This window comes from Pseudochrobactrum asaccharolyticum (genome assembly GCF_003314995.1).
Taxonomy (GTDB): Bacteria; Pseudomonadota; Alphaproteobacteria; order Rhizobiales; family Rhizobiaceae; genus Pseudochrobactrum; species Pseudochrobactrum asaccharolyticum.
Genome location: NZ_QNRH01000002.1, coordinates 221513 through 245660, shown reverse-complemented (window position 1 = coordinate 245660; position 24148 = coordinate 221513). Strand labels below are relative to the sequence as shown.

Annotated in this window: 20 protein-coding genes; 12 read left to right on the top strand and 8 right to left on the bottom strand. The window is 52.4% G+C overall.

Going from position 1 to position 24148, the window contains the following annotated elements; translation table 11 throughout:
- The first annotated feature begins 695 nt into the window (after positions 1-695).
- From DFR47_RS05705 to DFR47_RS05675, 7 genes are all read left to right on the top strand, one after another.
- Positions 696-2321: an amidohydrolase gene (locus DFR47_RS05705; protein WP_113943444.1), complete on the top strand. Its 1626-nt coding sequence runs from the start codon at positions 696-698 to the stop codon at positions 2319-2321.
- Positions 2322-2376: 55 nt separating this feature from the next.
- Positions 2377-3318, top strand: coding sequence for an ABC transporter permease (locus DFR47_RS05700; protein WP_113943443.1), 942 nt, complete (start codon positions 2377-2379; stop codon positions 3316-3318).
- A complete protein-coding gene (locus DFR47_RS05695; RefSeq protein WP_210207266.1) occupies positions 3315-4217 on the top strand; it encodes an ABC transporter permease in 903 nt (300 codons plus the stop codon). The genes DFR47_RS05700 and DFR47_RS05695 overlap by 4 nt, the downstream gene beginning before the upstream one ends.
- A 58-nt stretch (positions 4218-4275) precedes the next feature.
- On the top strand, positions 4276-5868 hold the full coding sequence (locus DFR47_RS05690; protein WP_113943441.1) for an ABC transporter substrate-binding protein: 1593 nt from the start codon (positions 4276-4278) through the stop codon (positions 5866-5868).
- Positions 5869-5944: 76 nt separating this feature from the next.
- Positions 5945-7381 (top strand): amidohydrolase family protein, encoded by a 1437-nt coding sequence (locus DFR47_RS05685; RefSeq protein ID WP_113943440.1) that lies wholly within the window; start codon positions 5945-5947, stop codon positions 7379-7381.
- 88 nt (positions 7382-7469) lie between these two features.
- Positions 7470-8450, top strand: a complete 981-nt coding sequence (locus tag DFR47_RS05680; RefSeq protein WP_113943439.1) for an ABC transporter ATP-binding protein — start codon at positions 7470-7472, stop codon at positions 8448-8450.
- Complete coding sequence (locus DFR47_RS05675) at positions 8447-9526, top strand: ABC transporter ATP-binding protein (RefSeq protein WP_113943438.1); 1080 nt, start codon at positions 8447-8449, stop codon at positions 9524-9526. Before DFR47_RS05680 ends, DFR47_RS05675 begins: the two co-directional genes overlap by 4 nt.
- Positions 9527-9640: 114 nt before the next feature.
- Here the strand turns inward: DFR47_RS05675 and DFR47_RS05670 are convergent, their stop codons facing one another.
- The 8 genes from DFR47_RS05670 to DFR47_RS05635 all read right to left on the bottom strand — a co-directional run bounded on the left by DFR47_RS05670 (position 9641) and on the right by DFR47_RS05635 (position 18627).
- Complete coding sequence (locus DFR47_RS05670) at positions 9641-11038, bottom strand: alanine/glycine:cation symporter family protein (protein WP_113943437.1); 1398 nt, start codon at positions 11036-11038, stop codon at positions 9641-9643.
- A gap of 260 nt (positions 11039-11298) precedes the next feature.
- Positions 11299-12123: a bifunctional allantoicase/(S)-ureidoglycine aminohydrolase gene (locus DFR47_RS05665; protein ID WP_113943436.1), complete on the bottom strand. Its 825-nt coding sequence runs from the start codon at positions 12121-12123 to the stop codon at positions 11299-11301.
- Between the two features lie 159 nt (positions 12124-12282).
- Positions 12283-12999: a glycerophosphodiester phosphodiesterase family protein gene (locus DFR47_RS05660; RefSeq protein WP_113943435.1), complete on the bottom strand. Its 717-nt coding sequence runs from the start codon at positions 12997-12999 to the stop codon at positions 12283-12285.
- A gap of 14 nt (positions 13000-13013) precedes the next feature.
- Positions 13014-13889 carry an ABC transporter permease gene (locus tag DFR47_RS05655; RefSeq protein WP_113943434.1) on the bottom strand — a complete coding sequence of 292 codons (876 nt, stop codon included), beginning with the start codon at positions 13887-13889 and terminating at the stop codon, positions 13014-13016.
- A gap of 12 nt (positions 13890-13901) precedes the next feature.
- Complete coding sequence (locus DFR47_RS05650) at positions 13902-14831, bottom strand: ABC transporter permease (protein ID WP_113943433.1); 930 nt, start codon at positions 14829-14831, stop codon at positions 13902-13904.
- 12 nt (positions 14832-14843) lie between these two features.
- Positions 14844-15863: an ABC transporter ATP-binding protein gene (locus DFR47_RS05645; protein ID WP_113943432.1), complete on the bottom strand. Its 1020-nt coding sequence runs from the start codon at positions 15861-15863 to the stop codon at positions 14844-14846.
- Entirely contained in the window at positions 15860-16894 is a 1035-nt protein-coding gene (locus tag DFR47_RS05640) for an ABC transporter ATP-binding protein (RefSeq protein WP_113943934.1), read from the bottom strand. The genes DFR47_RS05645 and DFR47_RS05640 overlap by 4 nt, the downstream gene beginning before the upstream one ends.
- 98 nt (positions 16895-16992) lie before the next feature.
- A complete protein-coding gene (locus DFR47_RS05635; RefSeq protein WP_113943933.1) occupies positions 16993-18627 on the bottom strand; it encodes an ABC transporter substrate-binding protein in 1635 nt (544 codons plus the stop codon).
- A 386-nt stretch (positions 18628-19013) separates the two neighbouring features.
- Between DFR47_RS05635 and DFR47_RS05625 the strand changes: the two genes are divergently transcribed.
- The 5 genes from DFR47_RS05625 (at position 19014) to DFR47_RS05605 (ending at position 24010) form a co-directional block, all read left to right on the top strand.
- Positions 19014-19832 carry a sugar phosphate isomerase/epimerase family protein gene (locus tag DFR47_RS05625; RefSeq protein WP_113943932.1) on the top strand — a complete coding sequence of 273 codons (819 nt, stop codon included), beginning with the start codon at positions 19014-19016 and terminating at the stop codon, positions 19830-19832.
- An 80-nt stretch (positions 19833-19912) separates the two neighbouring features.
- Positions 19913-20830: a hypothetical protein gene (locus DFR47_RS05620; RefSeq protein WP_113943430.1), complete on the top strand. Its 918-nt coding sequence runs from the start codon at positions 19913-19915 to the stop codon at positions 20828-20830.
- A 166-nt stretch (positions 20831-20996) separates the two neighbouring features.
- The gene (locus DFR47_RS05615) at positions 20997-21812 is read left to right on the top strand and encodes a hypothetical protein (protein WP_113943429.1); all 816 of its coding nucleotides are present in this window, start codon (positions 20997-20999) and stop codon (positions 21810-21812) included.
- 318 nt (positions 21813-22130) lie between these two features.
- Complete coding sequence (locus tag DFR47_RS05610; protein ID WP_113943428.1) at positions 22131-22829, top strand: response regulator transcription factor; 699 nt, start codon at positions 22131-22133, stop codon at positions 22827-22829.
- Positions 22826-24010, top strand: coding sequence for an ATP-binding protein (locus tag DFR47_RS05605; RefSeq protein ID WP_113943427.1), 1185 nt, complete (start codon positions 22826-22828; stop codon positions 24008-24010). Before DFR47_RS05610 ends, DFR47_RS05605 begins: the two co-directional genes overlap by 4 nt.
- Positions 24011-24148 lie beyond the last annotated feature (138 nt).

The window sequence follows — 24148 nt, the reverse complement described above, 5'->3', positions numbered from 1 at the left end:
AATCAATGATTTAATGGTTTTTTGAAAATTCCGTCATGCAGAAATTTCAGTAATTTCTGAAAATTTTGTATAAAAATCTCTACCTTTAAATAAAAGAATTTCTGAGGCTGAGCCGATTGTTTTTACTGCATAAATAGTCCTGTCATCAGGCTTTGGACAGGAGGCTGAAGGGGTGGGGCTGATTGTCGCTGAGGGGGCTTGATCGCGCCGGAGGCGGTGCAGTTTCGGGAGTAAATCCTCTTCGGAGTGGGAAAATTTACGTCATTACTTTGGAATGATTCTCACCTTTGAGATATACAGTACAGACTGGCGCAGGACGTCAAAAATCGGATTCTTCGGTGCTGGCGGGCACACTTTCCCATATATGTATTATGCACAAATGCTCTGACTCTATGCAATTTTCGTCTGGAAAATTGTCAACATTTGTGTCGCGGGCTCTTGCTTTGGTACCAGTTTTTTGCAAGCATGATGTAACAAATAAGAAGAAATGCTGACGGAGCAGCCGGTCAATTAGACTGGCGCTTAACGGACAGTACAGGGGAATAGAAAGCCACCGGATCTCGTATGCCGGATCTCATGTAAGTGGGGCTTTTCCTCAGCTCTATCACTAACCTTTCCGAGAGTAATTATCGGCAGGGAACGCTGAATTATGTCTTGTCTTTGCAAGGGGCAGGGCGCTGGGAGATTGACAGAATATGAAATATGCAGATCTCGTCCTGTCGGGCGGGCGGATTTTTTGCGGCCTGAATGAGGGCTTTGTTGAGGCGCTTGCAATTGCTGACGGTAAGGTTCTGGCCACCGGTACAGCCGCAGAAATCAAGGCGCTGGCCGGTGACACAACACGGCATATTGATCTGCAAGGGCGGGTTGCCGTTCCGGGACTGAATGATGCCCATATGCATCTTCTGATGCTCGGGGTTGCGATGAATGAGATTAATCTGCGACCTGAATCTGGCGTGCGCAGTCTCGAAGAAATTTTCAAACGTATCACTGATGTTGTGGCGCAGAAACCTGCGGGCGAGTGGGTTTGCGGCGGCGGCTATGATCATTATGAACTGACAGAGCAGCGTCATCCGACCATCGAAGAACTGGATGCTATTGCACCGGATCATCCGGTTTATATCACCCGCACCTGTGGCCATGTCGGTATTGCCAATAGCGCAGCCATGCGTCTCGCCGGTATTCATCATGATACGCCCAGCCCGTCCGGTGGCCTGATTGAAAAGCGCAATGGCAAATTATCCGGCCTGCTTGCAGAATCCGGTATGCGCGTGGTCACGGATAAAATTCCGCCGTTGAGCCGTGAAGAGCTGAAGGCCGCGATTACCCGTGCTGCGGAATTTATGCTCTCGCAGGGCTTCACGAGCGTGATGGATGCTGCTGTGGGCATGGGCTATGGCATGGAAGAGCTGCATGCCTATGAGGAACTGGCAGCAAGCGGAGATCTGCCAATCCGCACATGGATTTGTATCTATGGCAATCATGACGGTATTGGCGATCAGGCCTATGAACAGGGTTTCCGTGCCAAACGTCAGACCGGAAACTTACGCTATGGCGCGATGAAAGTATTCTCGGATGGCAGTGCCGGTGGCCTGACGGCTGCGATGAGCGAGCCTTATGTGGCAGGCGATCCGAATAATTTCGGCATTTTCTGCTATTCGGATGAGGAGATGCACAAATCCCTCAAACATTATCATGAACTGGGCTATCAATTAGCTATTCATGCGATTGGTGATGCCGCGATTGAGCAGGTGCTGTCCGGTATTGAAAATGCGGATAGTGCAGAGCAGCCGATTAAAAACCGCCGTCACCGCATTGAACATTGCGGCTTTTTGAGCGACGGCCAAATCGAGCGTATGGCCAAAGCCGGTATTGATCCGGTACCGCAGCCAATGTTCATCTATGAATTCGGCGATTTGTATGTTGCTAATTTGGGTGAAAAGCGTGCCCATGAGTCCTATCCGATGCGTAAATGGATGGATGCCGGTTTGCATCCGGCAGCGTCTTCCGATGCGCCGGTCACCTCCACCAACCCGTTCCAGAATATCTATACGCTCATCACCCGTAAGACCAAGATCGGCTCGGTGATCGGGGGTGATCAGCGTCTGACACGGGAAGAAGCGATCCACGCTTACACGCATTTCGGTGCCTATACGCAGTTTGCGGAACAGGAAACCGGACGACTGGTAGCCGGTATGGCTGCGGATATTGCCGTGTTGTCGAAAGATATCTTCACTTGTGATGAGGAAGAAATCCGCACCGATGTGGTCTGCGATATGACTGTGCTTGACGGTAAAGTCGTTTTCGAGCGGCAGGTATAACTGATCTGGCCTGAGCTGCTGAAAGCGTCTCAGGCTGGCAGAGAAAGGCAATTTCATGCTTCGGCACACGTTACAACGTCTGCTTCTTGCATTGCCGGTCATGTTCGGTGTGCTGCTGCTCGGCTTTTTGCTGATGCAGGTGGTGCCGACTGACCCAGCGCAGGTGCGCGCAGGACCAACCGCAACACAGGAACTGGTTGAAGCCATCCGGCGTGATCTCGGCCTTGACCAGCCGTTGTGGAAGCAGTTTTTCTATTATGTCGGACGTCTGATGCAGGGCGATCTCGGCGTCTCCATCATCAACAATGTGCCGGTTTCGCAGGAACTGGGTGCTACAATCGGCCCGACACTGGAGCTGATGGTTGCTTCCCTGATCTGGGCAATTCCGCTGGGTATTCTGCTCGGTACTGTCGGTGCTTATTACCGTGGCTCACTGCTGGATCGCTCAATCATGGCTGTGTCCGTTGCCGGTGTGTCGATCCCTGTGTTTTTCTTAGGATTAGTGCTGGTCTGGCTGTTCGGTTTTAAATATCCGATCCTGCCGTTTACCGGTCGCCTCGGGCCGTTATGGACATGGGAAGGTTTCACCAGCATCATTTTGCCTGCAATTACGCTGGGTGGTGTGTTTGTTGGTCCTGTAGCGCGTATGACCCGCACATCCGTACTGGATGTGCTGGGCGCGGATCATATCCGCACTGCGCGTGCCAAAGGTTTGAAAGAACGTCTGGTTGTGACCCGTCACGCTTTGCGCAATGCGCTGGTGCCAGTGGTAACGCTGATCGGTTTGCAGATCGGCTTTCTGCTTGGTGGTGCTGTGGTTGTAGAGACCGTGTTCTCGTGGCCTGGCATTGGCCGTCTGGCTGTTGGCGCTATTTTGTCCAGCGATCTGCCAATGGCGCAGGGTACGATTATCGTGATGTCGTTGGGCTTTATTCTCGTCAATCTCGGTGTTGATATTCTCTATGCGGTGCTTGATCCGCGCGTGAGAGGTGCATGATGACCAGTGTTGCAAAAACAACGCCTGATCAGGCTGCTGTACCGGCGGAACAGGAAATTGCTTTCAAGCGTGTCAGCGTTTTACGCATGCTGTTGTCCGATACCGGTTCGGTGATCGCTTTGAGCCTTGTGGTGCTGACCCTGTTTTGCGGGTTGTTTGCCCCGTGGCTGGCACCGGAAGATCCCTATGGCGGTAATCTTGGAATGATGCTGAAGCCGGTGGGTGAGGCAGGCTATCTGCTCGGTACTGACGGGCAGGGACGCGATATGATTACGCGTCTGCTTTATGGCATCCGCACCACTCTGTTCATGGGCTTTGTGTCGGTGTTCTTCGGTTGTGTTGTTGGCGGAATTATCGGTTTCGTTGCCGCTTATTACACCCGCTGGAGCGGTTTACTGATGCGCTTCATGGATGTGTTGTTGTCCTTTCCGGCTATTTTGTTCGGCTTGGCCATTGCCGCGATCTTTGGCCCGGGTCTCACTGCCGTTATCATCGCGCTGTCGATTGCGACGGTGCCGCTGATGGCGCGCGTGGTGCGCGGCGGTGCGATTGTGGTGTTGCAGCAGGATTATATTGAAAGTGCGCATTCGCTCGGCATGTCCGACAGCCGCATCATTTTCAAATATGTGCTGCCGAACTGCCTGTCATCAATCTTCGTGTTTGTAACGCTTCGTTTCGGACAGGTGATCCTGCTCGGCGCAGCGCTTTCATTTATCGGGCTTGGCGCACAGCCGCCGACAGCAGAACTCGGTGCTATGGCATCGGAAGGACGTAACTTCCTGTTCTTCGCTCCGCATGTCTCGGTTCTGCCAAGCCTGATGATCTTCATTATCGTTCTGGCGTTTAACGTGTTGGGGGACTCCTTACGTGACGCGCTTGATCCGAAACTGCGTAAATAAATCATTTTGGCGGCGGACCACTGCACAGAACAGCGGACGCCTCTTCAGGAGGACTAAAATGAAAAAATATCTGACTTCCGTTTTGACTGCGGGTGTGGCAGCGACAGCTGTGATGACCGGCGCAGCTTATGCTCAGACCAAAGCGCCTTTGTCGATCCTGCGTGTGATCGATGCGGATAATTACGATCCGATCCGTTCGACCGCAACGGCGATGGTCGAAGTCATGTCGATGCTGGGTGATACGCTGGTATCGCTCGATTTCGATATGAAAACCATCAAGCCGGGTCTGGCTGACAGCTGGACCGTGTCTGACGATGGCACAACCTATACATTTAACCTGCGCAAAGACGTCAAGTTCTGCGATGGTCGTCCGATGACGGCTGCGGATGTGGTTTATACGATTGAGCGCTGGCAAAATCCTGAAAAACGCTCACCAACCGCTTTCCGTGGCGGTAAGGTGAAGAGTGTAACCGCTCAGGATGATTACACCGTTATCTATCAGCTGGAAGAGCCTTATTCCGATCTTCTGCCGCAGCTGACCATGCCGTTCTCATCCGTTGTGGACAAAGCGACTGTTGAAAAGCTTGGTGAAAATTTCGGTGTGCAGGGCTTCAACGGCACCGGCCCTTATTGCTGGGTCAGCTGGCAACCACGTCAGGAACTGAAGCTGAAGAAGAACCCGCATTATACATGGGGGCCGTCCTTCTATAAAAATCCAAGCCCGCAGATCGACGAGATTGTCTGGCGTATTATTCCTGAGGCCAACACATTGATGGCAGCTATTCAAGCACGTCAGGCGGATATGACCTATTACATGCCGCCAATTGCGCTGACTACAATGGAAAGCATGCCGGGTATCAGCGTTTCCAAGCAGGAAAACTATATCTATGACATGTTCATGGGCTTCAAGATCGATAAGCCTGTGGTGTCTGATCCGGTGATCCGTAAAGCTGTGAATATGGCGACCAACAAAGCCGCGATTACACAGGCTGTGTATTTCGGTCATGGTAAGGAAATGCGCTCGCTCGTTAATCCGGCGATCATTGATTTTGATCCGGAATCCGCCAAGCTGACGCCTGCCTTTGATCAGGACGGCGCCAATAAAATGCTGGAAGAAGCCGGCTGGAAAATGGGCGGCGACGGTATCCGTGAAAAAGACGGTCAGAAAGCCACTTTCCTTGTCTATGGTTTGCGCAATGCGACCAATCCGACTGTGAGTGAGGCCATGCAGGCTGATCTGCGCAAAGTCGGTATCGACATGAAAATCCAGCTCTGGGATGCGACTGTCGGCTGGGGCAAGATGGCAACGCAGGAATTTGATGCGTTCTATATGAACTATCCGGCGCTGACTGCCCTTGAAGCGATTGGTCTGTATTTCCCAAGCCGTCAGGCACCGACACCAAACCGCATGAACTGGAAAGATCCGGCAACGGATGAGCTGATCCGTAAAGCGGCAACCACCACCAGCAAGGAAGAGCGTCACGAGGCGCTGGCAACTCTGCAGCGTAACCTGACCGAGGCCAATGTCTGGGTCACATTGTCGTCCGAGCCAATGTGGCTGATTTCCGGTGATCGTGTGGAAGGTGCCAAGGCACACGGTATCTATGGTGCCGGTATCTATAAAGGTCTGGATATTTCTCTGAAACGCTAAAAACAAAGATTGCGGCATTGCGAGGAGGCAGTGCCGCAATCTTAAATCGGGAATTCAGGCGCAGGGGAGTGATGCGGTGAGTGTAACAGTTATCAGAAACGCGGATATTGTCGTTGCATGGGATAAGGACAGCCAAAGCCATATCTATGTAAAAAATGCCGATATCGCTTTTGAAAACGGCAAACTGACCTATGTCGGTACGGGCTATGCCGGTGCAGCCGATACAGAACAGGACGGTCGTGGCTTTATGGTCATGCCGGGTCTGGTCAATATCCATTCCCATCCTGCAAGCGAACCGTTGAACAAGAGCATTCTCGATGAACTCGGTTCTCCGGGTCTGTATAATTCCGCGCTTTACGAATTCATGCCGATTATCCGTCCGGATGCAGAAGGCGCAGAGGCTGCATGGAAAGTTGCCTATGCGGAACTGCTGAAATCCGGCGTTACAACACTGGCTGATCTCTCCGTTGCACATCCGTCATGGATTGATCTGGCAGGGCAGAGCGGTCTGCGCGTCTGTATCACGCCTATGTTCCGCACGGCGCGCTGGTACACCAAAAACGGCCATGTGGTTGAATATGAATGGGATGAGGCCGTTGGCGAAAAAGCCATGGCACAGGCACTGGAAATGGTGGATGCCGCAGAGGCGCACCCGTCCGGTCGTCTGTTCTCGATGCTGTGTCCGGCACAGATTGACACTTGCAGCGAAGGCCTGATCAAAGAGAGCTATGCAGAAGCGCAGCGCCGCAAAATTCCGTGGCAAATTCATGCCGCACAATCGACCGTAGAGTTTCATGAAATCACCCGTCGTCACGGTGTTTCGCCGGTGCAATGGCTGGAGCAGCTTGATGTTTTGGGCGAGACCAGCATTGTCAGCCACGGGATTTTCCTCGACGATTATCCGCGCAACAGCTGGCATACGCGCCGCGATCTTGATCTGCTGGTGGAAACCCGCACAGCGGTTGCCCATTGCCCGACTGTGTTTATGCGCCGTGGTATAGCCATGCGAGATTTCGGCCGTTACCTGCGCGCCGGTGTGCGCCTTGGCATCGGCACCGATACCTATCCGCATAATATGCTCGAAGAGATGCGCCATGTCGGCTACGTGGCGCGGATGATGGCTGAAAACCCGCGTACCGTTACTTCCGGCGAGATTTTCACCGCAGCGACTGTGGGTGGTGCTGATCTGCTCGGACGTGATGATATCGGGCGTCTGGAAACCGGCTGTAACGCCGATCTTGTATTGGTCAATCTCGCGCATCCGATGATGCGCCCGGGCTATGACCCGATCCGCAGCATGATCTATGCCGCAGCCGAGCGCGCTGTGGATACGGTCTATGTCGGCGGCGAGAAGGTGGTCGAAAAAGGCCAATGCCTGACGATTGATTTTGAACAGGCCGCCGAAGATCTCCATGCCGCACAGCAACGTACAGTTCAACGGGCATCGCAGGAAGACTGGGCGAAACGCCCTGTGACTGCTTACGCTCCGCATTCATTTTCCGGCCTTGCGTGAGCAAGCCAACCCAAAATCTGGCCTTGCGTAAGCAAGCCAAAGCAATATTCCGGTCATATGAAAATATGACCGGCTTGGAGAAGACTATATGACAGAACCGGTTCTCGAAATCCGCAATCTCGTCACGGAATTTAAAACCCCGAACGGTGTTATCCGTGCGGTGGATGGTATTTCTCTGAAGGTTGAGCGCGGCAAGACACTGGGTATTGTGGGGGAGAGCGGTTGCGGTAAATCCATGCTGTCGCTGTCTGTCATGGGACTGGTGCCGCCACCGGGCAAGAATGCCGGCGGTGAGGTGATTTTCGAAGGGCAGGATCTCCTGAAACTGTCGCCCGATGAGATGCGCAAGCTGCGCGGCAACCGCATTGCGATGATCTTTCAGGAGCCGATGACTTCGCTCAATCCGGTGCATACAATCGGCTATCAGCTGGTTGAGGCCCTACAGGCGCATCATAAAAAATCTTACAAGGAAATGCGTGAGGAAGCGATTGAAGCGCTGCGCAAAGTACGTATTCCTGCACCGGAACGCCGTTTTGATGAGTATCCGCATCAGCTGTCCGGTGGTATGCGCCAGCGTGTGATGATTGCAATGGCACTGGTTTGTAAACCTGTATTGCTGATCGCTGATGAGCCGACAACGGCACTTGATGTGACCATTCAGGCGCAGATTCTCAATCTGCTGCGTGAGTTGCAGCAGGAAACCAACATGGCCATCATCCTCATTACCCATGATCTGGGTGTGGTGGCGCAAGTCGCCGATGATGTGGCGGTGATGTATGCCGGTAAAGTGGCGGAACGCGCTTCTGTTAATGCGATTTTTAAGGACCCGCAGCATCCCTATACCATTGGTCTGATGGGCTCGATGCCGCGTATGGATGAGGATGTTGACCGGCTGGTGGCAATCAGCGGTGTTGTGCCGCCACCGTTTCGCCTGCCATCCGGTTGCCGGTTCAATCCGCGCTGTCCGTTTTCCGATGAGGAATGCACCGTGAGCCTGCCTGCTCTGCATGAACTCCAAAGCAATCATCTTGTTGCCTGCCATAAAGCACCGGTGGAGGATTTCGTATGACACAACCCCTTCTGGAGCTGCAAGGCATTTCCAAACATTTCCCTGTCAAAAAAGGTCTGATCCGGCAAAAAGTGGTCGGCACAGTCCGTGCTGTGGACGAAGTTTCTTTCAAGCTGATGCCGGGTGAGACACTGGCAATTGTGGGCGAAAGCGGTTGCGGAAAATCCACCACTGCCCGTCTGGCGCTGCGATTACTGGAGCCGACCGCCGGTCGGGTTCTGTTCGAGGGCGAAGATGTCACCAATGCCAGCGGCACCAAACTGCGTGATCTGCGTCGCAAAATGCAGGTGGTGTTTCAGGACCCTTATGCCAGCCTCAATCCACGTATGACTGTGGGTGAACTGATTGCCGAGCCGATGCTGGTACACGGGGTCGGGACGGATGCTTCGCGCCGTGAGCGGGTGATTGAACTGCTGCGCCGTGTCGATCTGGCACCGTATCATGCTGCACGCTACCCGCATGAATTTTCCGGCGGGCAGCGTCAGCGTATCGGTATTGCCCGAGCGCTTTCACTGTCGCCGAAACTGATCGTCTGTGATGAGCCGGTCTCGGCGCTCGATGTGTCCATTCAGGCGCAGGTGGTCAATCTGCTCAAAGATTTGCAGAAAGAAATGGGGCTGTCCTACCTGTTTATCTCGCACGGGCTGCCGGTGGTCAAACATATGGCTGACCGTGTGGCAGTGATGTATCTGGGGCAGGTGGTGGAGATTGCCGATAAGCATCAGCTTTATAATAATCCGCGTCATCCTTATACGCAGGCTTTGCTGTCTGCCGCGCCGCAGCCTGATCCGGCCTCACGCGGCTCATGGAAAGTGCTGGGTGGTGATGTGCCAAGCCCGCTCAATCCGCCTTCCGGTTGCCGTTTTCACACCCGTTGTCCGCTGGCACAGGATTTGTGCAAGCAGCAGGTGCCTGAATTGAAGAATTTAGGTACCGGTCAGCAGGTTGCCTGCCATTTTGAAGCACAGGTACATGCTTTCAAACATGCGGCACATTTCGCATCCGGTGCGGAGAAATTGCAGCAACGATTAGGGCTTTTCGCCAAGAAGCGTGCTGAAAAAGAACAGGCTGCCTAGAGCATTTCCAGCAAAAGTGTGAAGCGGTTTTGCGTTGGATAATGCGTAAAAATAAAGGCCAGCTAAATAAAACAGGCCGCTTCAGTTTGAAGCGGCCTATTTTATGATTGGTGGTTACTTCCAGATTTCGCCGTCGACTTTGCCTTTCAGCTCAGGATAGTCCTTGAGCGTGAAATGCGGTGTGCCGGATTTTTGCTGGTCGAAATAATCCTTGGTCACTTTCACAACTGTGCCAGAGAGCAGTGCAATAGCAATCAGGTTGATGGTTGCCATCAGACCCATAGCCGCATCGGCTGCGTTGAACACGGTGAGAATGCTTTCATAGGCACCCCAGACGACCATCAGCAATGTGCCGCAGCGCAGTAGTGAGATCCACAAACGTTTACCGGCTCCGAGATAAATCATGGCATTTTCCGCATAAGCGTAATTGCCGATAATCGAGGTGAAGGCGAAGAAGAAGATCGCAATACTGATGAAATAGCTGCCGAACCAGCCGATATGCACAGTCATGGCTTCCTGTGTCAGAAGCGTGCCGGTGAGACCGGAATTGGGTGCCAGTTTGTGCGACAGCAGGATCATGATCGCTGTTGCAGTACAGATCAGAATTGTATCAATGAATACACCGAGCGCCTGCACAAAACCCTGTGCGGACGGATGGTGCGGATTAGGCGTAGCAGAGGCCGCGATATTCGGCGCAGAGCCCATACCGGCTTCATTTGAGAACAGTCCGCGTTTCACACCATTCATCAGCGCACCGGCGATACCGCCCGCCGCGGCTTCCACACCAAAGGCGCTTTTGACAATCAGCGCAAGCAAAGCCGGAACTTCGGTAATATTGGCAATCAGCACATAGAGCGCTACGCCGAGATAAATGGCTGCCATAAACGGCACAACCAGTTCGGCCACACGGGCGATCTGGCGGATACCGCCGAAGATGACGATACCGGCAAGTGCCGCAATCACAATGCCGACCGCTATTTTGGAGAAGCCGAAGGAGCCGTTCATGGCATCGGCAATGGCATTAGCTTGCACAGCATTAAACACCAGGCCAAAGGCGAGGATCAGGCAGGCCGAAAAGATGACAGCGATCCATGGGGCTTTCAGGCCTTTGGAAATATAATAGGCCGGGCCGCCACGGAACTGGCCATTCGCATCACGGATTTTATAAAGCTGTGCCAGAGTGCTTTCAGAATAGGCTGTTGCCATACCGACGAAAGCGACAATCCACATCCAGAAAATTGCGCCGGCACCACCGAGATAAAGCGCAACCGCCACACCGGCGATATTGCCGGTACCGACACGGGAGGCAAGGCTGGTACAGAGTGCCTGAAATGGGGTAATCCCGCTGTCATCACGCTTCGGCGCACGCAGAACCGAGCGGAAGAACTCAGGAAAATGCAGAAGCTGAATGAATTTAAGTCTGACCGAGAAGTAAATCCCGACAGCAAGCAATCCGTAAATCAGGACATAGTCCCAGAGGATCGTGTTAATAAAGGCAATAATTGTCGTCATTTGTATGATACGCTCCGGTCACACCTCCGTTGAGGTGACGATGTCGTTTTGCGGTAAATATGACTTAATAAATCGTTTTTACTTATATTCAGCTCATTGCTGAGAGCACTACATTCAATATGAATGTAAACCGCTCTGGTTCTTTAGCAAGGACTGAAGAGTGGTGCTTTTGCCAATTAAATCCGGCCCTGTCAAAAAATACAGCCGCACGGTCTGTGTAAAACCGGCGGCTGTCGTGTGAAAAATGATTGTTTAGCTGGTCAGATTTTGAGTTTTACATGACGGTTGACGTCTTTGTAGAGCAGGTAGCGGAACTTGCCCGGACCACCGGCATAGCAGGCTTGCGGACAGAAAGCGCGCAGCCACATATAGTCACCGGCCTCGACCTCGACCCAGTCCTGATTGAGACGATAAACCGCTTTACCTTCAAGCACATAAAGGCCATGTTCCATTACATGGGTCTCGGCAAAAGGAATGATGGCACCCGGTTCAAAAGTGACGATATTGACATGCATATCGTGGCGCAGATCGCTTGGGTCAACAAAGCGGGTGGTTGCCCATTTGCCGTCAGTGTCCGGCATGGCAACTGGCTCGACTTCGGATTCATGCTTGAAGAAGGCTTCCGGTACATCCAGACCATTCACATATTCAAAACTCTTGCGAATCCAGTGGAAACGGGCAGTGGCATCGCTTTTATTGCGCACAGTCCAGAGGCTTTTCGGTGGCAGAAACGCATAACTTCCTGCGCGCATGGCATGGTCTTTGCCGTCAAGCGTAATGACGATATTGCCTTCGACCACAAAAATACCGGCTTCGGCATCCGGATCAGGTTCAGGCTTGTCGCTGCCGCCCTGTGGTTCCAGTTCGACGATATATTGCGCAAAGCTCTCGGCAAAGCCGGATAACGGGCGCGACAAAATCCAGACCCGTGTCTTATCCCAGAATGGCAGACAGGACGTGACAATATCCATCATCACACCTTTAGGGATAACCGCATAGGCTTCGGTGAATACGGCACGGTCGCTCAGCAATTGTGTCTGCTTGGGTGCGCCGCCGGTTGGCGCGTAATAAGTGCGGTCAGTCATAATATCTCCCGTTTCCGTTTTCCTCTGCAACAGTCAGGCCGGTTTTCGGCAATTCTGCAATAGGGCTTAACGGGATTATCACTGAAATTTATAAATTGTCGACAATATTGTATATAATTTCCCGTTTATCCGGTAAATAAACGGGAAATTACTCTGCGGTCAGGCGAGATCAGGCCGGTCTGTGGTGATCTGACGGATCGGGGTGTTTTTCCAGTAGGCCAGTTCCGGTTCGGTATTCGGCACCCAAACGCCCAGACGTTCCGGTGCAATTCGATCGATAATTTCGCCCCAGCTATGGGAGAGTAAGGCTTTTTCTACTGCGAGAATATCGGCATGGGTGTCGAAATAGTCGAGTGCTTCCTGCAAGCCGCCGAGAATAGTGGCACTGAAAGTATTGAGTGAGGCGAGGCGACGCATTTCCGGTGCAATATCTTTCACTTGCTCTAATACCTGACGGGTAAAGCCGGTGAGAATACACTGGTCTTCCATACCCTGTGCGCGGATGATTTGCACAACGGCATCGGTGAGGCCGTCATAGAGATCACCATTGGCGCGGTTTTTTAGTTCCACATGCAGTTCCATGCCGGTCGGTTTGAAGATTTCCAAAACCTCTTCAAACAGCGGAATATGTTCGTCCATGCTTTCACGCAAATAAGTATTCACACGCGCATATTTGGAAAGCTCTGCGACATCACCGATACCGTTGGTGGTGCGTTCCAGTGTCGGATCATGCAGCACGACCACTTCACCGGCATTGGTCAGATGCAGATCAAATTCCACGCCGGCAATATTGAGATCAGCGGTTTTGCGAAAACCGGAGAGGGAGTTTTCAGGCCAGAGATTGCGCGCGCCGCGATGGCCGATAATACGTGTCATTACAGATATTCCTTTTAACGAATGGTCGGATCAAGTTTGTCGCGCAGCCAGTCACCAAGGATGGAAATCGACAGCGTGGTGAACATGATCACAAAGGCCGGTGCCAGCATGATCCATGGCGCGGTGGTCAGATATTCACGCCCGTAACCGACCATATTGCCGAGGCTGGACTTCGGTGGTTGCACGCCGAGACCCAAGAAGGACAGGCTGCTTTCCAGCAGAATGATTTCAGGGAAAGTAAGTGTCATGGAGACGATCAGCGTCGAGGCGATATTCGGCAGAATATGGCGCAGATAGACCCATGATTGCTTGGCTCCAAGCTGCGTCACTGCTGCGGCATAGCCCTGCGAACTGGCGGAAATCGCCAGGCCACGGGCGATACGTGCATAGCGTTCCCAGCCGTAAAGCCCCATCAGGCAAACCAGCAGCATCATGGAATTACCGAAGAAGGCCAGCACGGACAGGGCAAGGATCAGGAATGGCAGTGCCGCCTGAAAATCTGCCAGTGTCAGCACGACTTGTTCTACGGTCTTGCGGAAATTGGCAGCAAGAAAACCGACGGTGGTACCGAGCAGGGTGGAGATGATGGTTGCACCAAAAGCAATCAGCAGAGAGACACGGATCGATTCAATCAGACGGGATAATACATCGCGCCCGACCTCATCTGTACCGAGCCAGTGTTGCGGATGACCTGGCATCACAAGGCGGCTTTTAAGATCCATGGCGGTAATACTATAGGGGCGGATCCAGTCGGCTGCGATAGCGATGATGATCATCGCGGCAAACCAGACAAGTGATAGCATCACCAGTAATGGTATGCGTTTCTTTTTCCGCTTTTGAGCATTCACCGCCGGCACAACGGCACTGTCACTGATTGAGAGTTCAGACATCAGCCGGTTCCTTTACGCTTTGGCCTGATTATCGCGCAGGCGCGGATCAAGAAAACCATAGAGCAGGTCAACAACAAGATTGGACAGCACCATGGTGGAGGCAATGAGCAGCAGGATACATTGCACCACTGCCAGATCGCGGTTGGAGACGGCAACTACCAACAGGCGCCCGACACCCGGCCATGAGAACAGGGATTCAATCACCACCGCGCCAGCCACCAGTGAGCCGACCATGAAGCCGACCAATGTCACAATCGGGATAGCTGCATTGGGCAATGCATGATTACGGATCACATCGCCCCAGCGCACACCCTTGGCACTAGCGGTGCGGATATAGGGTTGGCCGAGAATTTCGATCATCGCACTGCGGGCAAAGCGGGCGAGAATAGCTGCACCGGCAATGCTCATGGTGAGCACCGGCAGAATGGCATGCATCCATGTATCACTACCGCCCGATGGCAGCCATTTCAGTGTCACGGAGAAGATCAGCACCAGCACCAGACCGAGCACAAAATTCGGCAAGGTAAAGCCGATAATGGCGGTCATCATCACCAGCCGGTCGATAATACTGTCGCGATGGAGTGCCGCATAAACACCGGCAGGAATACCGATTGCCAGATTAAGCAGCAAGGTCGGAATAGTCAGCATCAGCGTGGCCGGAATACGCTCGGCAACCAGATCAATCGCTTTCTGGCCGTCGCGCATAGAGACACCGAGATCACCCTGAAAAATCGCCCCGAAATAGCTGAAATATTGCACGAGGATCGGCTGATCCAGCCCCCATGCCTTGCGGAAGGCTTCAATCGCCTGCGGCGGTGCATCGGGGCCGAGAATGATCTGTGCCGGATCGCCGGACATGCGCAGCACGATAAAGGCAAAGGTCACAACCAGCATGACGGTAATAAAAGCCCGCAACAGACGGGTGAGGAAAAAGGAAATCATCAGTCTGTCCTGTTATCCGGCTAATGCTACGGGTTGCGATACGCCGTCATAGAGATGGCTTGTTTGCCCCTTGTCATAGAGATGACAGGCAACACTATGCTCTTTGCCGGTGTGCAAGGTTTCCGGCACATCGGTGCGACAGCGCTCCGAGGCGAAACGGCAACGTGGGTGAAAGGCACAGCCGCTTGGTCTGGCAGCCGGATTTGGCGGCTCGCCCTGCAGGATAATGCGATTGCTCAGGAGCGTGCCGGGCACCGGAATACTGGAAACCAGTGCCTGCGTATAAGGATGCTGGGGTGCCTGAAAAATCACATCGGACGGTGCTTCCTCAACAATCCGCCCCAGATACATCACGGCCACGCGGTCACTGATATTGCGTACCACTTTCAGATCATGGCTAATAAACACCATGGCAATGCCGTTTTTCTCCTGCAGGTCGCGTAGCAGATTGACTACCTGTGCCTGAATGGAAACATCCAATGCAGAGACCGCCTCGTCGCAAACCAGCAGTTCAGGATTGCAGGCAATGGCACGGGCAATCACCACACGCTGGCGCTGTCCGCCGGAAAGCTCATGAGGAAAACGCGCTGCATGATGCGGCATCAGGCCGACCGATTGCATCAGCTCTTTAACCCGTGCCGTACGGCTTTCTTTATCACCGATGCCATGGATCAGCAGCGGTTCTTCAATCTGTGTGGCGATGGTCAGGCGGCGGTCGAGAGCGGCTAGCGGATCCTGATAAACCAGTTGCATGCGTTTGCGCAAAGCCCGCCATTCATTGGTACGAGCAGGCGGCAGAACCTCATCGTCAAAACGCACATCACCGGTACTCGGGCGCTCCAGCCCGAGTAACAAGCGACCGGTGGTGGATTTGCCGGAACCGCTTTCGCCGACAATACCCAGCGTTTTGCCTTTTTGTATGGACAGGCTCACCGCATCAACGGCTTTGACTTCTGTGGGCTTGGCAAACAACCCGCGTTTTGACGTATAGATTTTGCTTAGATTTTTAGCTTCGAGCAGCGGCTTGTTCATGACAGCACCTGCTGCTGTGTTGCCGGAGCCGGAGTTGTAAACACAGCAGGCACAACCGGTGCCGCAGGAATAACAGTGTCGCGTATTTCGACAGGACGGAAACAGGCGACATAACGATCATCCTGATTGCCGGTCAAAGGTGGCAGATCGCTTTTGCAACGGTTTTCCGCACGGTTGCAGCGCGGAGAGAAGGCACAGCCTTTCGGCAGTTTTCCCGGTTCCGGCACCGTGCCTTCAATTGGGATAAGACGCTCGCGGCCACCATCGATGCGCGGGATTGCATCAAAAAGCCCGCGTGTATAGGGATGACGCGGTTGCGCGAACAGAGCTTCTGTCGAGCTTTTCTCGATCATGCGTCCGGCATACATCACGCAGACACGTTCGCAGATTTGCGACACGGCACCCAGATCATGGCTGATAAATACAATTGCCATGCCGGTTTCCTGACGGATACGGGCAAGCAGGTCGAGCACCTGCGCCTGAATAGTGGCGTCCAGCGCCGTGGTTGGCTCATCGGCAATCAGCAAATCCGGCTCACCGGCAAGCGCCATGGCGATCATCAGACGCTGGTTCTGCCCGCCGGAAAACTCATGCGGAAAATTATCAAGACGGCGGGCAGCATCGGGAATACCGACCAGTTCCAGCAGGCGCAGCGCTTCTTTGCGCGCAGCCGCACCGGAAATGCCACGATGCAGTTTCACCGCTTCTTCGATTTGCTTGCCGACACGGATTACCGGATTGAGCGAAGAGGACGGGTCCTGAAAAATCATGGCAATGCGTGATCCGCGCACAGATTCCAGTTTACGCTGTGGCGCACCAACCAGATTGGCATCGTCGATCATCACCGAACCGGATATCGTGGCTTTCTTCGGCAATAGTCCGAGTGCTGCCAGCCATGTCACGGATTTGCCGCAACCGGATTCCCCGACCAGCCCGACGGCTTCGCCCTTTTCGATTTTCAGATTGATACCGTGCAAAACCTGCACGCCGTCAAAAGCCACTTTCAGATCGGCGATCTCGACCAAAGCCATCGACGCGCTCCTGTCATAAATAACGGCATCAGATGCCGAAGCAGAGAATGAAACAAAAAAAGCCATGCGGATGGTGACACCCGCATGGCTCACAGGGCTTAGCCCCAGTTGTTGCTACGGAATTCCATGGCGAAGGCCGGTGCGGCTTTCCATTTCACGGATTTACGTTTGGCGGTGAAGGTCGCGTTCTGATGCAGCAGCGTATAGGCCGGATCTTCACGCTCGCAGATTTCCAGCATCCGCTTGAAGGCTTCACGGCGCTTGCCCTGATCCATGCTGGTTTCAAGGAAACCGGACAGCTCGTTCATTTCCTTATTGGTCCATTCGCCGACCTGCTGCTGCTGGCCGTTCGGGCCATGCTGGCTGACAATGGAGGAAACCGGATCATTGAACGGCGCAGAGTTCGACCAGTCACGCACAGCGCGGGTCGGGGTCTGTTCCAGCACCTGCTGCCAGTTTTCCTTCATCTCGATCTCAACATTGAGACCGGCCTGCTGCCACATCTCCACCAGAATCTGACCGGTAGCGGTCTGGTTGGTGTAATAATTGTTGAGCAGACGATAAGGGATCGGATCGCCTTTATAACCGGCTTCTTTGAGCAGTTGGCGGGCGAGATCCGGATTATATTCCGGTACAGTCCAGTCCTTGATGAACATGTCATCATAATAGGCCCATTGCAGACCGGCCGGAATTTCTGTGCGGCCTGCCCAGAGGCTGTCCACGATAGCCTGACGGTCAATCGCATGGGTGAAAGCGCGACGGATCAGCGGATTGGCAAGCTGCGGATGGTTTTTATCAAACACGGTCAGACGGTGGTTGAGCACCGCGCCGCCGAGAACTTCGAATTCCGGATTTTTCTCGATGGTTTCGATCTGATCCGGCGGAATATCGCAAGCGAAATCATATTCACCGGAGAGCAGACCATTCACACGGGAAGCGACTTCTGGCACCTCAACAAAGCGGATGCTTTTCAGTGGCGGGCGACCGCCCCAATACTCATCATGGGCTTCAAGCTGCAGATAATTATCCGGCTTGAATTCAACAATCTTATAAGGGCCGGTGGTCACAGGTTTACGCGCCCAATCGAGATAGCTGCTGGCTTCCTCATAGGCGCGGCGGTTCATGATCTGGCTGCCGTAACGGGAAATGCGGCCTTCCAGTGTGATATCCGGCGTACCGTTTTTGAAGCGCACGGTATATTTGTCAACGATCTCAACGCCGAGCAGCGACGGGAAGTTGCGGCGCGCTGTGGCCGGCACTTCCGGCGGCAGTTCTTTACTCTCGCGATTGGTCGGGTTCATTTCCAGAACACGCAGGGTCTCGCCGGTATTTGGTTTGGTATCGCCGAACATACGATCTGCACTGAATGTGAAAGCCACATCTTCAGCGGTCATTTCATCACCGTTGTGGAATTTGACGCCCGGACGCAATTTCAGTTCAACAGTCTGATCGTCAATGCGCTTCCACTCGGTCGCCAGTGCCGGTGCACGAACGAGATTATTCATATAATCAAGACCGATGAGCGCTTCCCACAATTGCGAGAAGAAAACGCGTTCGCCCACATTGGACTGCTCGCGCAATACATCCAGCGTATTGGAATTGGATACTTTCTGCACCGCAATGGTGATGGAAGGACGGTCATTGCTCTGCGCAATAGCAAAGCGTGGCAGGGTCAAAGAGGCTGCGCCGAAGCCGATCAGGCCGAGTGCATTACGCCGGTTAATCGAAACCATCAAAGGTCTCCCGTTGTTGACAGAAATGTCATGCCGGCCGGTGACGGAAGAGGAGGAGAAAACCGGTATCAGCATGGGCTGGCAGCGGAATAGGCTCTCTGTATGACAGGGGTATAAATCTGATTTTATCTTTTCGTGACGTTCTCTTGACGATGATTTTCTGTGTTGCAACGGCATGAATTATTTATGAATTTTTTGATTTTGAAGCTCTGCGCGCCTGACTGTAAAATGCCTGACATATAAGACAGGCAAGAGCGCGCCCATGCGGCGACCGGCAGAGTTGCGGTGCCGTTGACTGATGCATAATCTGAAACCGTTTTGTGCATCGCATTTTGGCGCCATTCTTCAACAAGTGTGGCTATCTGATTATTATCGAGGACGAGACAATGTCTGAACTGCCGATTATTGGTGCTGCCCTGCTGGTTGAGGAAATGCCGGTTCATCGCGACTGGTATCTGGAAAAGCCGCGTGATCTGGAAATCCAGAGCTTTATCAATGCTGATGTTTTGATCGGCGACTGGAAACCGATGGCTGAAGAAATCAAGAAGCAGCTGGATGGTCATCAGGGACGTTTGGGCATTCATGGCCCGTTCTGGGGCTTTACTATTGATACGCCGGATCCGGATGTGCGTACCGTTGTGCAGAAACGTCTCGATCAGGCGCTGGATGTTTGTGAATTCCTCGGTGCCGATCAGGTTGTGATTCACAGCCCATTCACCACATGGTCTTACAACCATCTGGATGACGGCTTTAAAGGCCGTGAAGAAATTACGGAGAACACCCATCTCACTCTGGCACCGGCTATCCGCCGTGCAGAAAATATGGGCGTGACTTTTGTGATCGAGAATATTGAAGACATCAATCCGTTTGAGCGCCTGAAACTGGCTGACAGTTTCAATTCATCTGCCGTGGCGGTTTCTATCGATACAGGCCATGCCCATTATGCTCATGGCAATACCGGTGCGGCACCGGTTGACCATTTTGTTCACGCCGCAGCCAATCGTTTGCAGCATGTGCATTTGCAGGATGCGGATGGCTATGCAGACCGCCATTGGGCAACCGGTGACGGTACAGTCAACTGGAAAGCCGTCTTTGCAGCACTCAAGCAATATGACAGCAATCCGCGCCTGATTTTGGAGGTGCGTGATCATAATGACATTAAAAAATCGATGAAATATCTGGAAGCCACAGGGCTGGGACAGTAAGTTTCATCGACTTAATAATAATTGTTGTTGCGTCCCGCCGGTGTTACACCGGCGGGATATCGCATTTTTAGGAGCCGCTTATGTCCGTTTTACGCCCGCTGTTATCCGCTTGTGTCATGCTGCCTTTATGGTCAGGCACAGCCCTTGCAGAACAAAGTTCAGCAGAGCCGGTAAAGCAGGCAGAGGTTAAAGCGGAAGGTCCTTGTGCGGCAATTTTTTCCGAGGCGTCCTCGCTTTTGAATGATGCAGAAATTACCTATCGTGCAGATGGCTGTACACTGACCAATGTTACATTCAACGCTGGTATGTATCAGAACTGGACAGCGCAAAAAGTGGAAATCAGCAGCGCTGCGCTGGATGAAAAGGCGCAGACCTTACCGGAGTGGGGCGAGGTACATATTCAGTCTGTGGGTTTCTGGCCGAGCAATCTTCCTGCGATGCGTTATCTGAGTAAGCTCAAAGACGATGGCTTTAGTCTCAAAGTGGCTTACCGCTGGGATAAAGACAGCAAAATCCTGAATGTGAGTGAGGCTCGTTTATACGGCAAACATATTGGCGAGGTTCTGCTATCCGGCAGTGCCGAATTGCCTGAATTGCCAAAATTTGATGCTTTGGATGAACCAACCCCGCCGGTTGACAACATCAAACTCCGTGAAATCTCAGCAAAGCTCGACGATCAGGGGTTCTTCGTCAATTACGTGATGATGACCCTTGTCGGGCTGATCGGGTATGATCATGATCCGGAACCGGAGGTTGAAAAATACCGCTCTATGGCGCTGGCTTTCGTGGCCGGTTTATCCGCCGATATGATTGGGAATGATGATAAACAGGCGATCAGCCGGTTCATTACAGATTTGCCAAAACCGAAAACGCCTGCAGAAATTCATCTGAACTTTGATCCGGCTTTTGCTCTGGCACCTGCCGAGCAGGAGCCGTTAAAGTTGCTTGGTGATATCCAGAAAGTTCTGAAGATTAAGGCGGCTTACGCAGGGCAATAAGGTCTTTATCATCATTTTCTGAACCGGATCGGCAACAAGCAGATCAGGTTCGTTTACACATTTGGTTACGCCAACTTGTGTTTTGTGAAGCTGTTTTGATGGTTTCAGGAAATGTTTTTCGTTATAGCGGCCAAACTATTTCGCATCAGACAGTAGGAAAATATCTATGCAGGCTCTTGAACAGGCGTTTCCGCGTCGTGCAATTCAGGTTAAAAATTCCGGCCTCTCGGGCGGTATCGTGCTTTCTTTCGCTATGGTGGTTTGTATGGCGCTTGGCGCTTTTCTGCTCTGGTATCAGGGGCCGGGCATTCTGCGCGATTATAAAATCAGCCAAAATCCGATCGTGGATGAAAATGCCAGTTTGCGCAAAGGCGAGTGCAAAACCCGCCAGCTGATTATGACTGATTGTAAAGCCGATATTGTTTTCAAGGATAGTGCTGGTAAATCCGTTCAGGAGAGTGTCAGCTTCATGTTTTTTGACACGAGCCGTTCTGGTTATGATGTGGAAATCGTCCGTTCCGGTGATGACCCGTCTCTGGTGACACTGGATTTAGGCGTCGAAAAGCTCTGGGATCGTATCTTCACTCTTGGGGTTTTCACGGTTCTGCTGATTGGTGGTGCGATTGCTGTGATCGTGGCTATGATCAGAGTACGCGGACTGAATAAGAAAATGCGTAAGCCGCTACCGCTTAAGCCTGTTGCCGTCACTGTGACCGGTATTCAGAAAAATTACGGTATTCGCAACGTGTTTTACAGCTACACCAATGAAGCAGGTAAGAAGAAAAAGCGTGCAAGCCGCTTTTCAAAAAAAGAAGAGCCGTGTTATCTGAGCGTTGCAGCCGGTACCAAGGCGAACGATACACCTGCACTCGCAGTACTGCCACAGGGTTGTGATGTACCGGTTTTGCTGGATGAAAATCTTGATCGTCTTGATCTGACCGCAGATGAAAAACAAGCTATTCATAACGCATTGGCTGTCTGATTACTCTCTATCGCATCGGATTTATGAGATACAAAGAAAGCACTGAAATCATGATTTCCGTGCTTTTTTCGTTGCATCAGAGCATTTCACAGTCAAGTTAGACAGTCTAGGATCATGCGAAAAAACAAAGAGATGGAGCGGTTTCAATGGTTCAGTATAAACCGTAACCGCTCTCTCATCTTTTGAGGCTTGGCATCACCTACACACAATCTTGACAATCAGCCTATACTGGCAACTGTTTCTCCGGACAGGTGACAATGGATCGTGTCGGATGCAGAGAATATGACTTTGTGCGAACCCCGCCATTAGAGGTGCAGAATGCTTGATAAAGGTCTGATACTGATTGTTGAAGATGAGCCTGCTATTGCCAGTATTCTTGAGGCCTATCTGATCCGCGACGGTTTTCGCACAGTGAGTGCGTCGGACGGTGAAATTGCCTTGCGGCATCATTCTATGTTGTCCCCTGATTTGATTTTGCTTGATGTCAAAATGCCGAAATATGATGGTTTTGAAGTGTTGGCGCGTATCCGCCGCGACAGCAATATTCCGGTGATTATGGTCAGTGCTTTGGCGGAGGATCTCGACCGTTTGTCAGGTCTGCGTCTTGGTGCGGATGATTACGTGATCAAGCCGTTTAATCCTCAGGAAGTGGTGGCGCGCGTTAATGCCGTGCTGCGCCGTACCCGCAATAATGCTGCCAATGTTGCAATCCGGTTTGAGAATATTCTGGTGGATTTTGACGCGCATGCGGCGTTTACCGATACGGGGGATGAAAGGCAGCTTTTGCCGCTCACGCTGAGCGAATTCCGAATTCTGGCGCATATGATCCGCAGACCGACTCATGCATTTCCGCGCAATGATCTTTTGGATGCCTGTCTGCCGCAAAGTGATGCGCTGGTGCGCACCATTGATACACATATAGCGAATTTACGACGCAAAATCGAAGCTTCTGGCGGTCCGTCAGGGCTGTTCCCGGCCGTTCGTGGTATCGGGTATCGTCTGGCAGAACCAAGATGAAAATCTCACGCCTGTCTCTGAGTACGGTTTCAGCCTTAATAACTGCGGCTTTGCTGATGTTGAGCATGACCATTGTTTTCTTTGGTGTGCTTTGGGTGCAAAATCTCTACGAGCAGGAATATCTGAGCCAGCTAACGCCGAATGCGCGACTGGCTTACGACATGCTTGATAAAGGTGAGCTGCCGAAAGAGGTGGATTTTCTGGCACTGGTTCATCAGCTGAAACCGCTCTATGAGGATGGCGAGACAGAGCTTTATTTGCTGGTGGTGAAATTCGGTCTCGGCGCTGCTGTCATCTGCAGTATCATCGGATTTTGGCTCGCCCGTAAAATCAGCAGTCCGCTGGAGCAGTTGACGCGGGTTGTAAATAATTTGCGTGACGGTGATTTTTCGGTTCGTGTGCCGGATATCGGAAAAGGTACCAGCGAAGTCCAGCAACTGATACACCGGTTTAATGCTCTGGCAGAAGAGCTGGAAAATATGGAGCGTCGCCTACGGTTTAATACAATGGCTGTTGCCCATGAATTGCGCACACCACTGACAATTGTGCAGGGCACATTGCAGGGCATGGCTGATAAGGTTTTCCCGCGTGATGATGACCGTATTGAGGACTTGCTGACGCAAGTTGAAGGTCTGGCACGTCTGGTCAATGACCTGCGAACCTTATCACTGGCTGCCAGTCAGAAACTGGTGACCGAGCGGAGCAAGGTCGATATAGCGCAAGCTGCCGAGCAGATTTTGCAGGCATCGCGGCCATTGCTGGAAGATGCCGGTATGGTGCTGGAAACTGATCTGAAAAAAGCAATGATACCGGCAGATAATCAGCGTTTGCGTCAGGCTATGCTGGCCGTGATGGAAAATGCCTGTCGTTATGCGGCAGAAGGCGGCTACCTGCGCTGTGAAAGCGGCTATCTGAATAAAGAAGAAGCATTTCTGCGGATTGTCGATCACGGTCCTGGTTTCGCGCAGGATGTTACCGGACATTCTATTGATGTTTTCTGGCGCGGCGAGCCGTCCCGTTCACGGGCGAGTGGCGGTTCAGGACTGGGGTTGTCGATTGTACGCGCGATTGTAACCGCGCATGGCGGCAGACTGGAACAAGAAAACCTTCCGGAAGGTGGCGCCTCCGTCATGATGATTTTTCCGCGAAAATTGCCTGCAAAAACCACTGCTGAAAGCTGATGCTTTTTGAGTGTAACTGCAGTACCGGCCTTCTGATCGATGAATAAAATATCTTCGGATTGTTGAGTATTTTATAGATTGAAGACAATCCGGTCAAAAAAATTGTATAGTTTATTGTCTGGCAATATAGCTTGCATT

What these genes read in the sequence shown, in the direction of transcription:
- DFR47_RS05705 (WP_113943444.1), top strand. Translation starts at nt 696, where the DNA reads ATGAAATATGCAGATCTCGTCCTGTCGGGCGGGCGGATTTTTTGCGGC.
- DFR47_RS05700 (WP_113943443.1), top strand. Translation starts at nt 2,377, where the DNA reads ATGCTTCGGCACACGTTACAACGTCTGCTTCTTGCATTGCCGGTCATG.
- DFR47_RS05695 (WP_210207266.1), top strand. Translation starts at nt 3,315, where the DNA reads ATGATGACCAGTGTTGCAAAAACAACGCCTGATCAGGCTGCTGTACCG.
- DFR47_RS05690 (WP_113943441.1), top strand. Translation starts at nt 4,276, where the DNA reads ATGAAAAAATATCTGACTTCCGTTTTGACTGCGGGTGTGGCAGCGACA.
- DFR47_RS05680 (WP_113943439.1), top strand. Translation starts at nt 7,470, where the DNA reads ATGACAGAACCGGTTCTCGAAATCCGCAATCTCGTCACGGAATTTAAA.
- DFR47_RS05675 (WP_113943438.1), top strand. Translation starts at nt 8,447, where the DNA reads ATGACACAACCCCTTCTGGAGCTGCAAGGCATTTCCAAACATTTCCCT.
- DFR47_RS05670 (WP_113943437.1), bottom strand. Translation starts at nt 11,038, where the DNA reads ATGACGACAATTATTGCCTTTATTAACACGATCCTCTGGGACTATGTC.
- DFR47_RS05665 (WP_113943436.1), bottom strand. Translation starts at nt 12,123, where the DNA reads ATGACTGACCGCACTTATTACGCGCCAACCGGCGGCGCACCCAAGCAG.
- DFR47_RS05660 (WP_113943435.1), bottom strand. Translation starts at nt 12,999, where the DNA reads ATGACACGTATTATCGGCCATCGCGGCGCGCGCAATCTCTGGCCTGAA.
- DFR47_RS05655 (WP_113943434.1), bottom strand. Translation starts at nt 13,889, where the DNA reads ATGTCTGAACTCTCAATCAGTGACAGTGCCGTTGTGCCGGCGGTGAAT.
- DFR47_RS05650 (WP_113943433.1), bottom strand. Translation starts at nt 14,831, where the DNA reads ATGATTTCCTTTTTCCTCACCCGTCTGTTGCGGGCTTTTATTACCGTC.
- DFR47_RS05645 (WP_113943432.1), bottom strand. Translation starts at nt 15,863, where the DNA reads ATGAACAAGCCGCTGCTCGAAGCTAAAAATCTAAGCAAAATCTATACG.
- DFR47_RS05640 (WP_113943934.1), bottom strand. Translation starts at nt 16,894, where the DNA reads ATGGCTTTGGTCGAGATCGCCGATCTGAAAGTGGCTTTTGACGGCGTG.
- DFR47_RS05635 (WP_113943933.1), bottom strand. Translation starts at nt 18,627, where the DNA reads ATGGTTTCGATTAACCGGCGTAATGCACTCGGCCTGATCGGCTTCGGC.
- DFR47_RS05625 (WP_113943932.1), top strand. Translation starts at nt 19,014, where the DNA reads ATGTCTGAACTGCCGATTATTGGTGCTGCCCTGCTGGTTGAGGAAATG.
- DFR47_RS05620 (WP_113943430.1), top strand. Translation starts at nt 19,913, where the DNA reads ATGTCCGTTTTACGCCCGCTGTTATCCGCTTGTGTCATGCTGCCTTTA.
- DFR47_RS05615 (WP_113943429.1), top strand. Translation starts at nt 20,997, where the DNA reads ATGCAGGCTCTTGAACAGGCGTTTCCGCGTCGTGCAATTCAGGTTAAA.
- DFR47_RS05610 (WP_113943428.1), top strand. Translation starts at nt 22,131, where the DNA reads ATGCTTGATAAAGGTCTGATACTGATTGTTGAAGATGAGCCTGCTATT.
- DFR47_RS05605 (WP_113943427.1), top strand. Translation starts at nt 22,826, where the DNA reads ATGAAAATCTCACGCCTGTCTCTGAGTACGGTTTCAGCCTTAATAACT.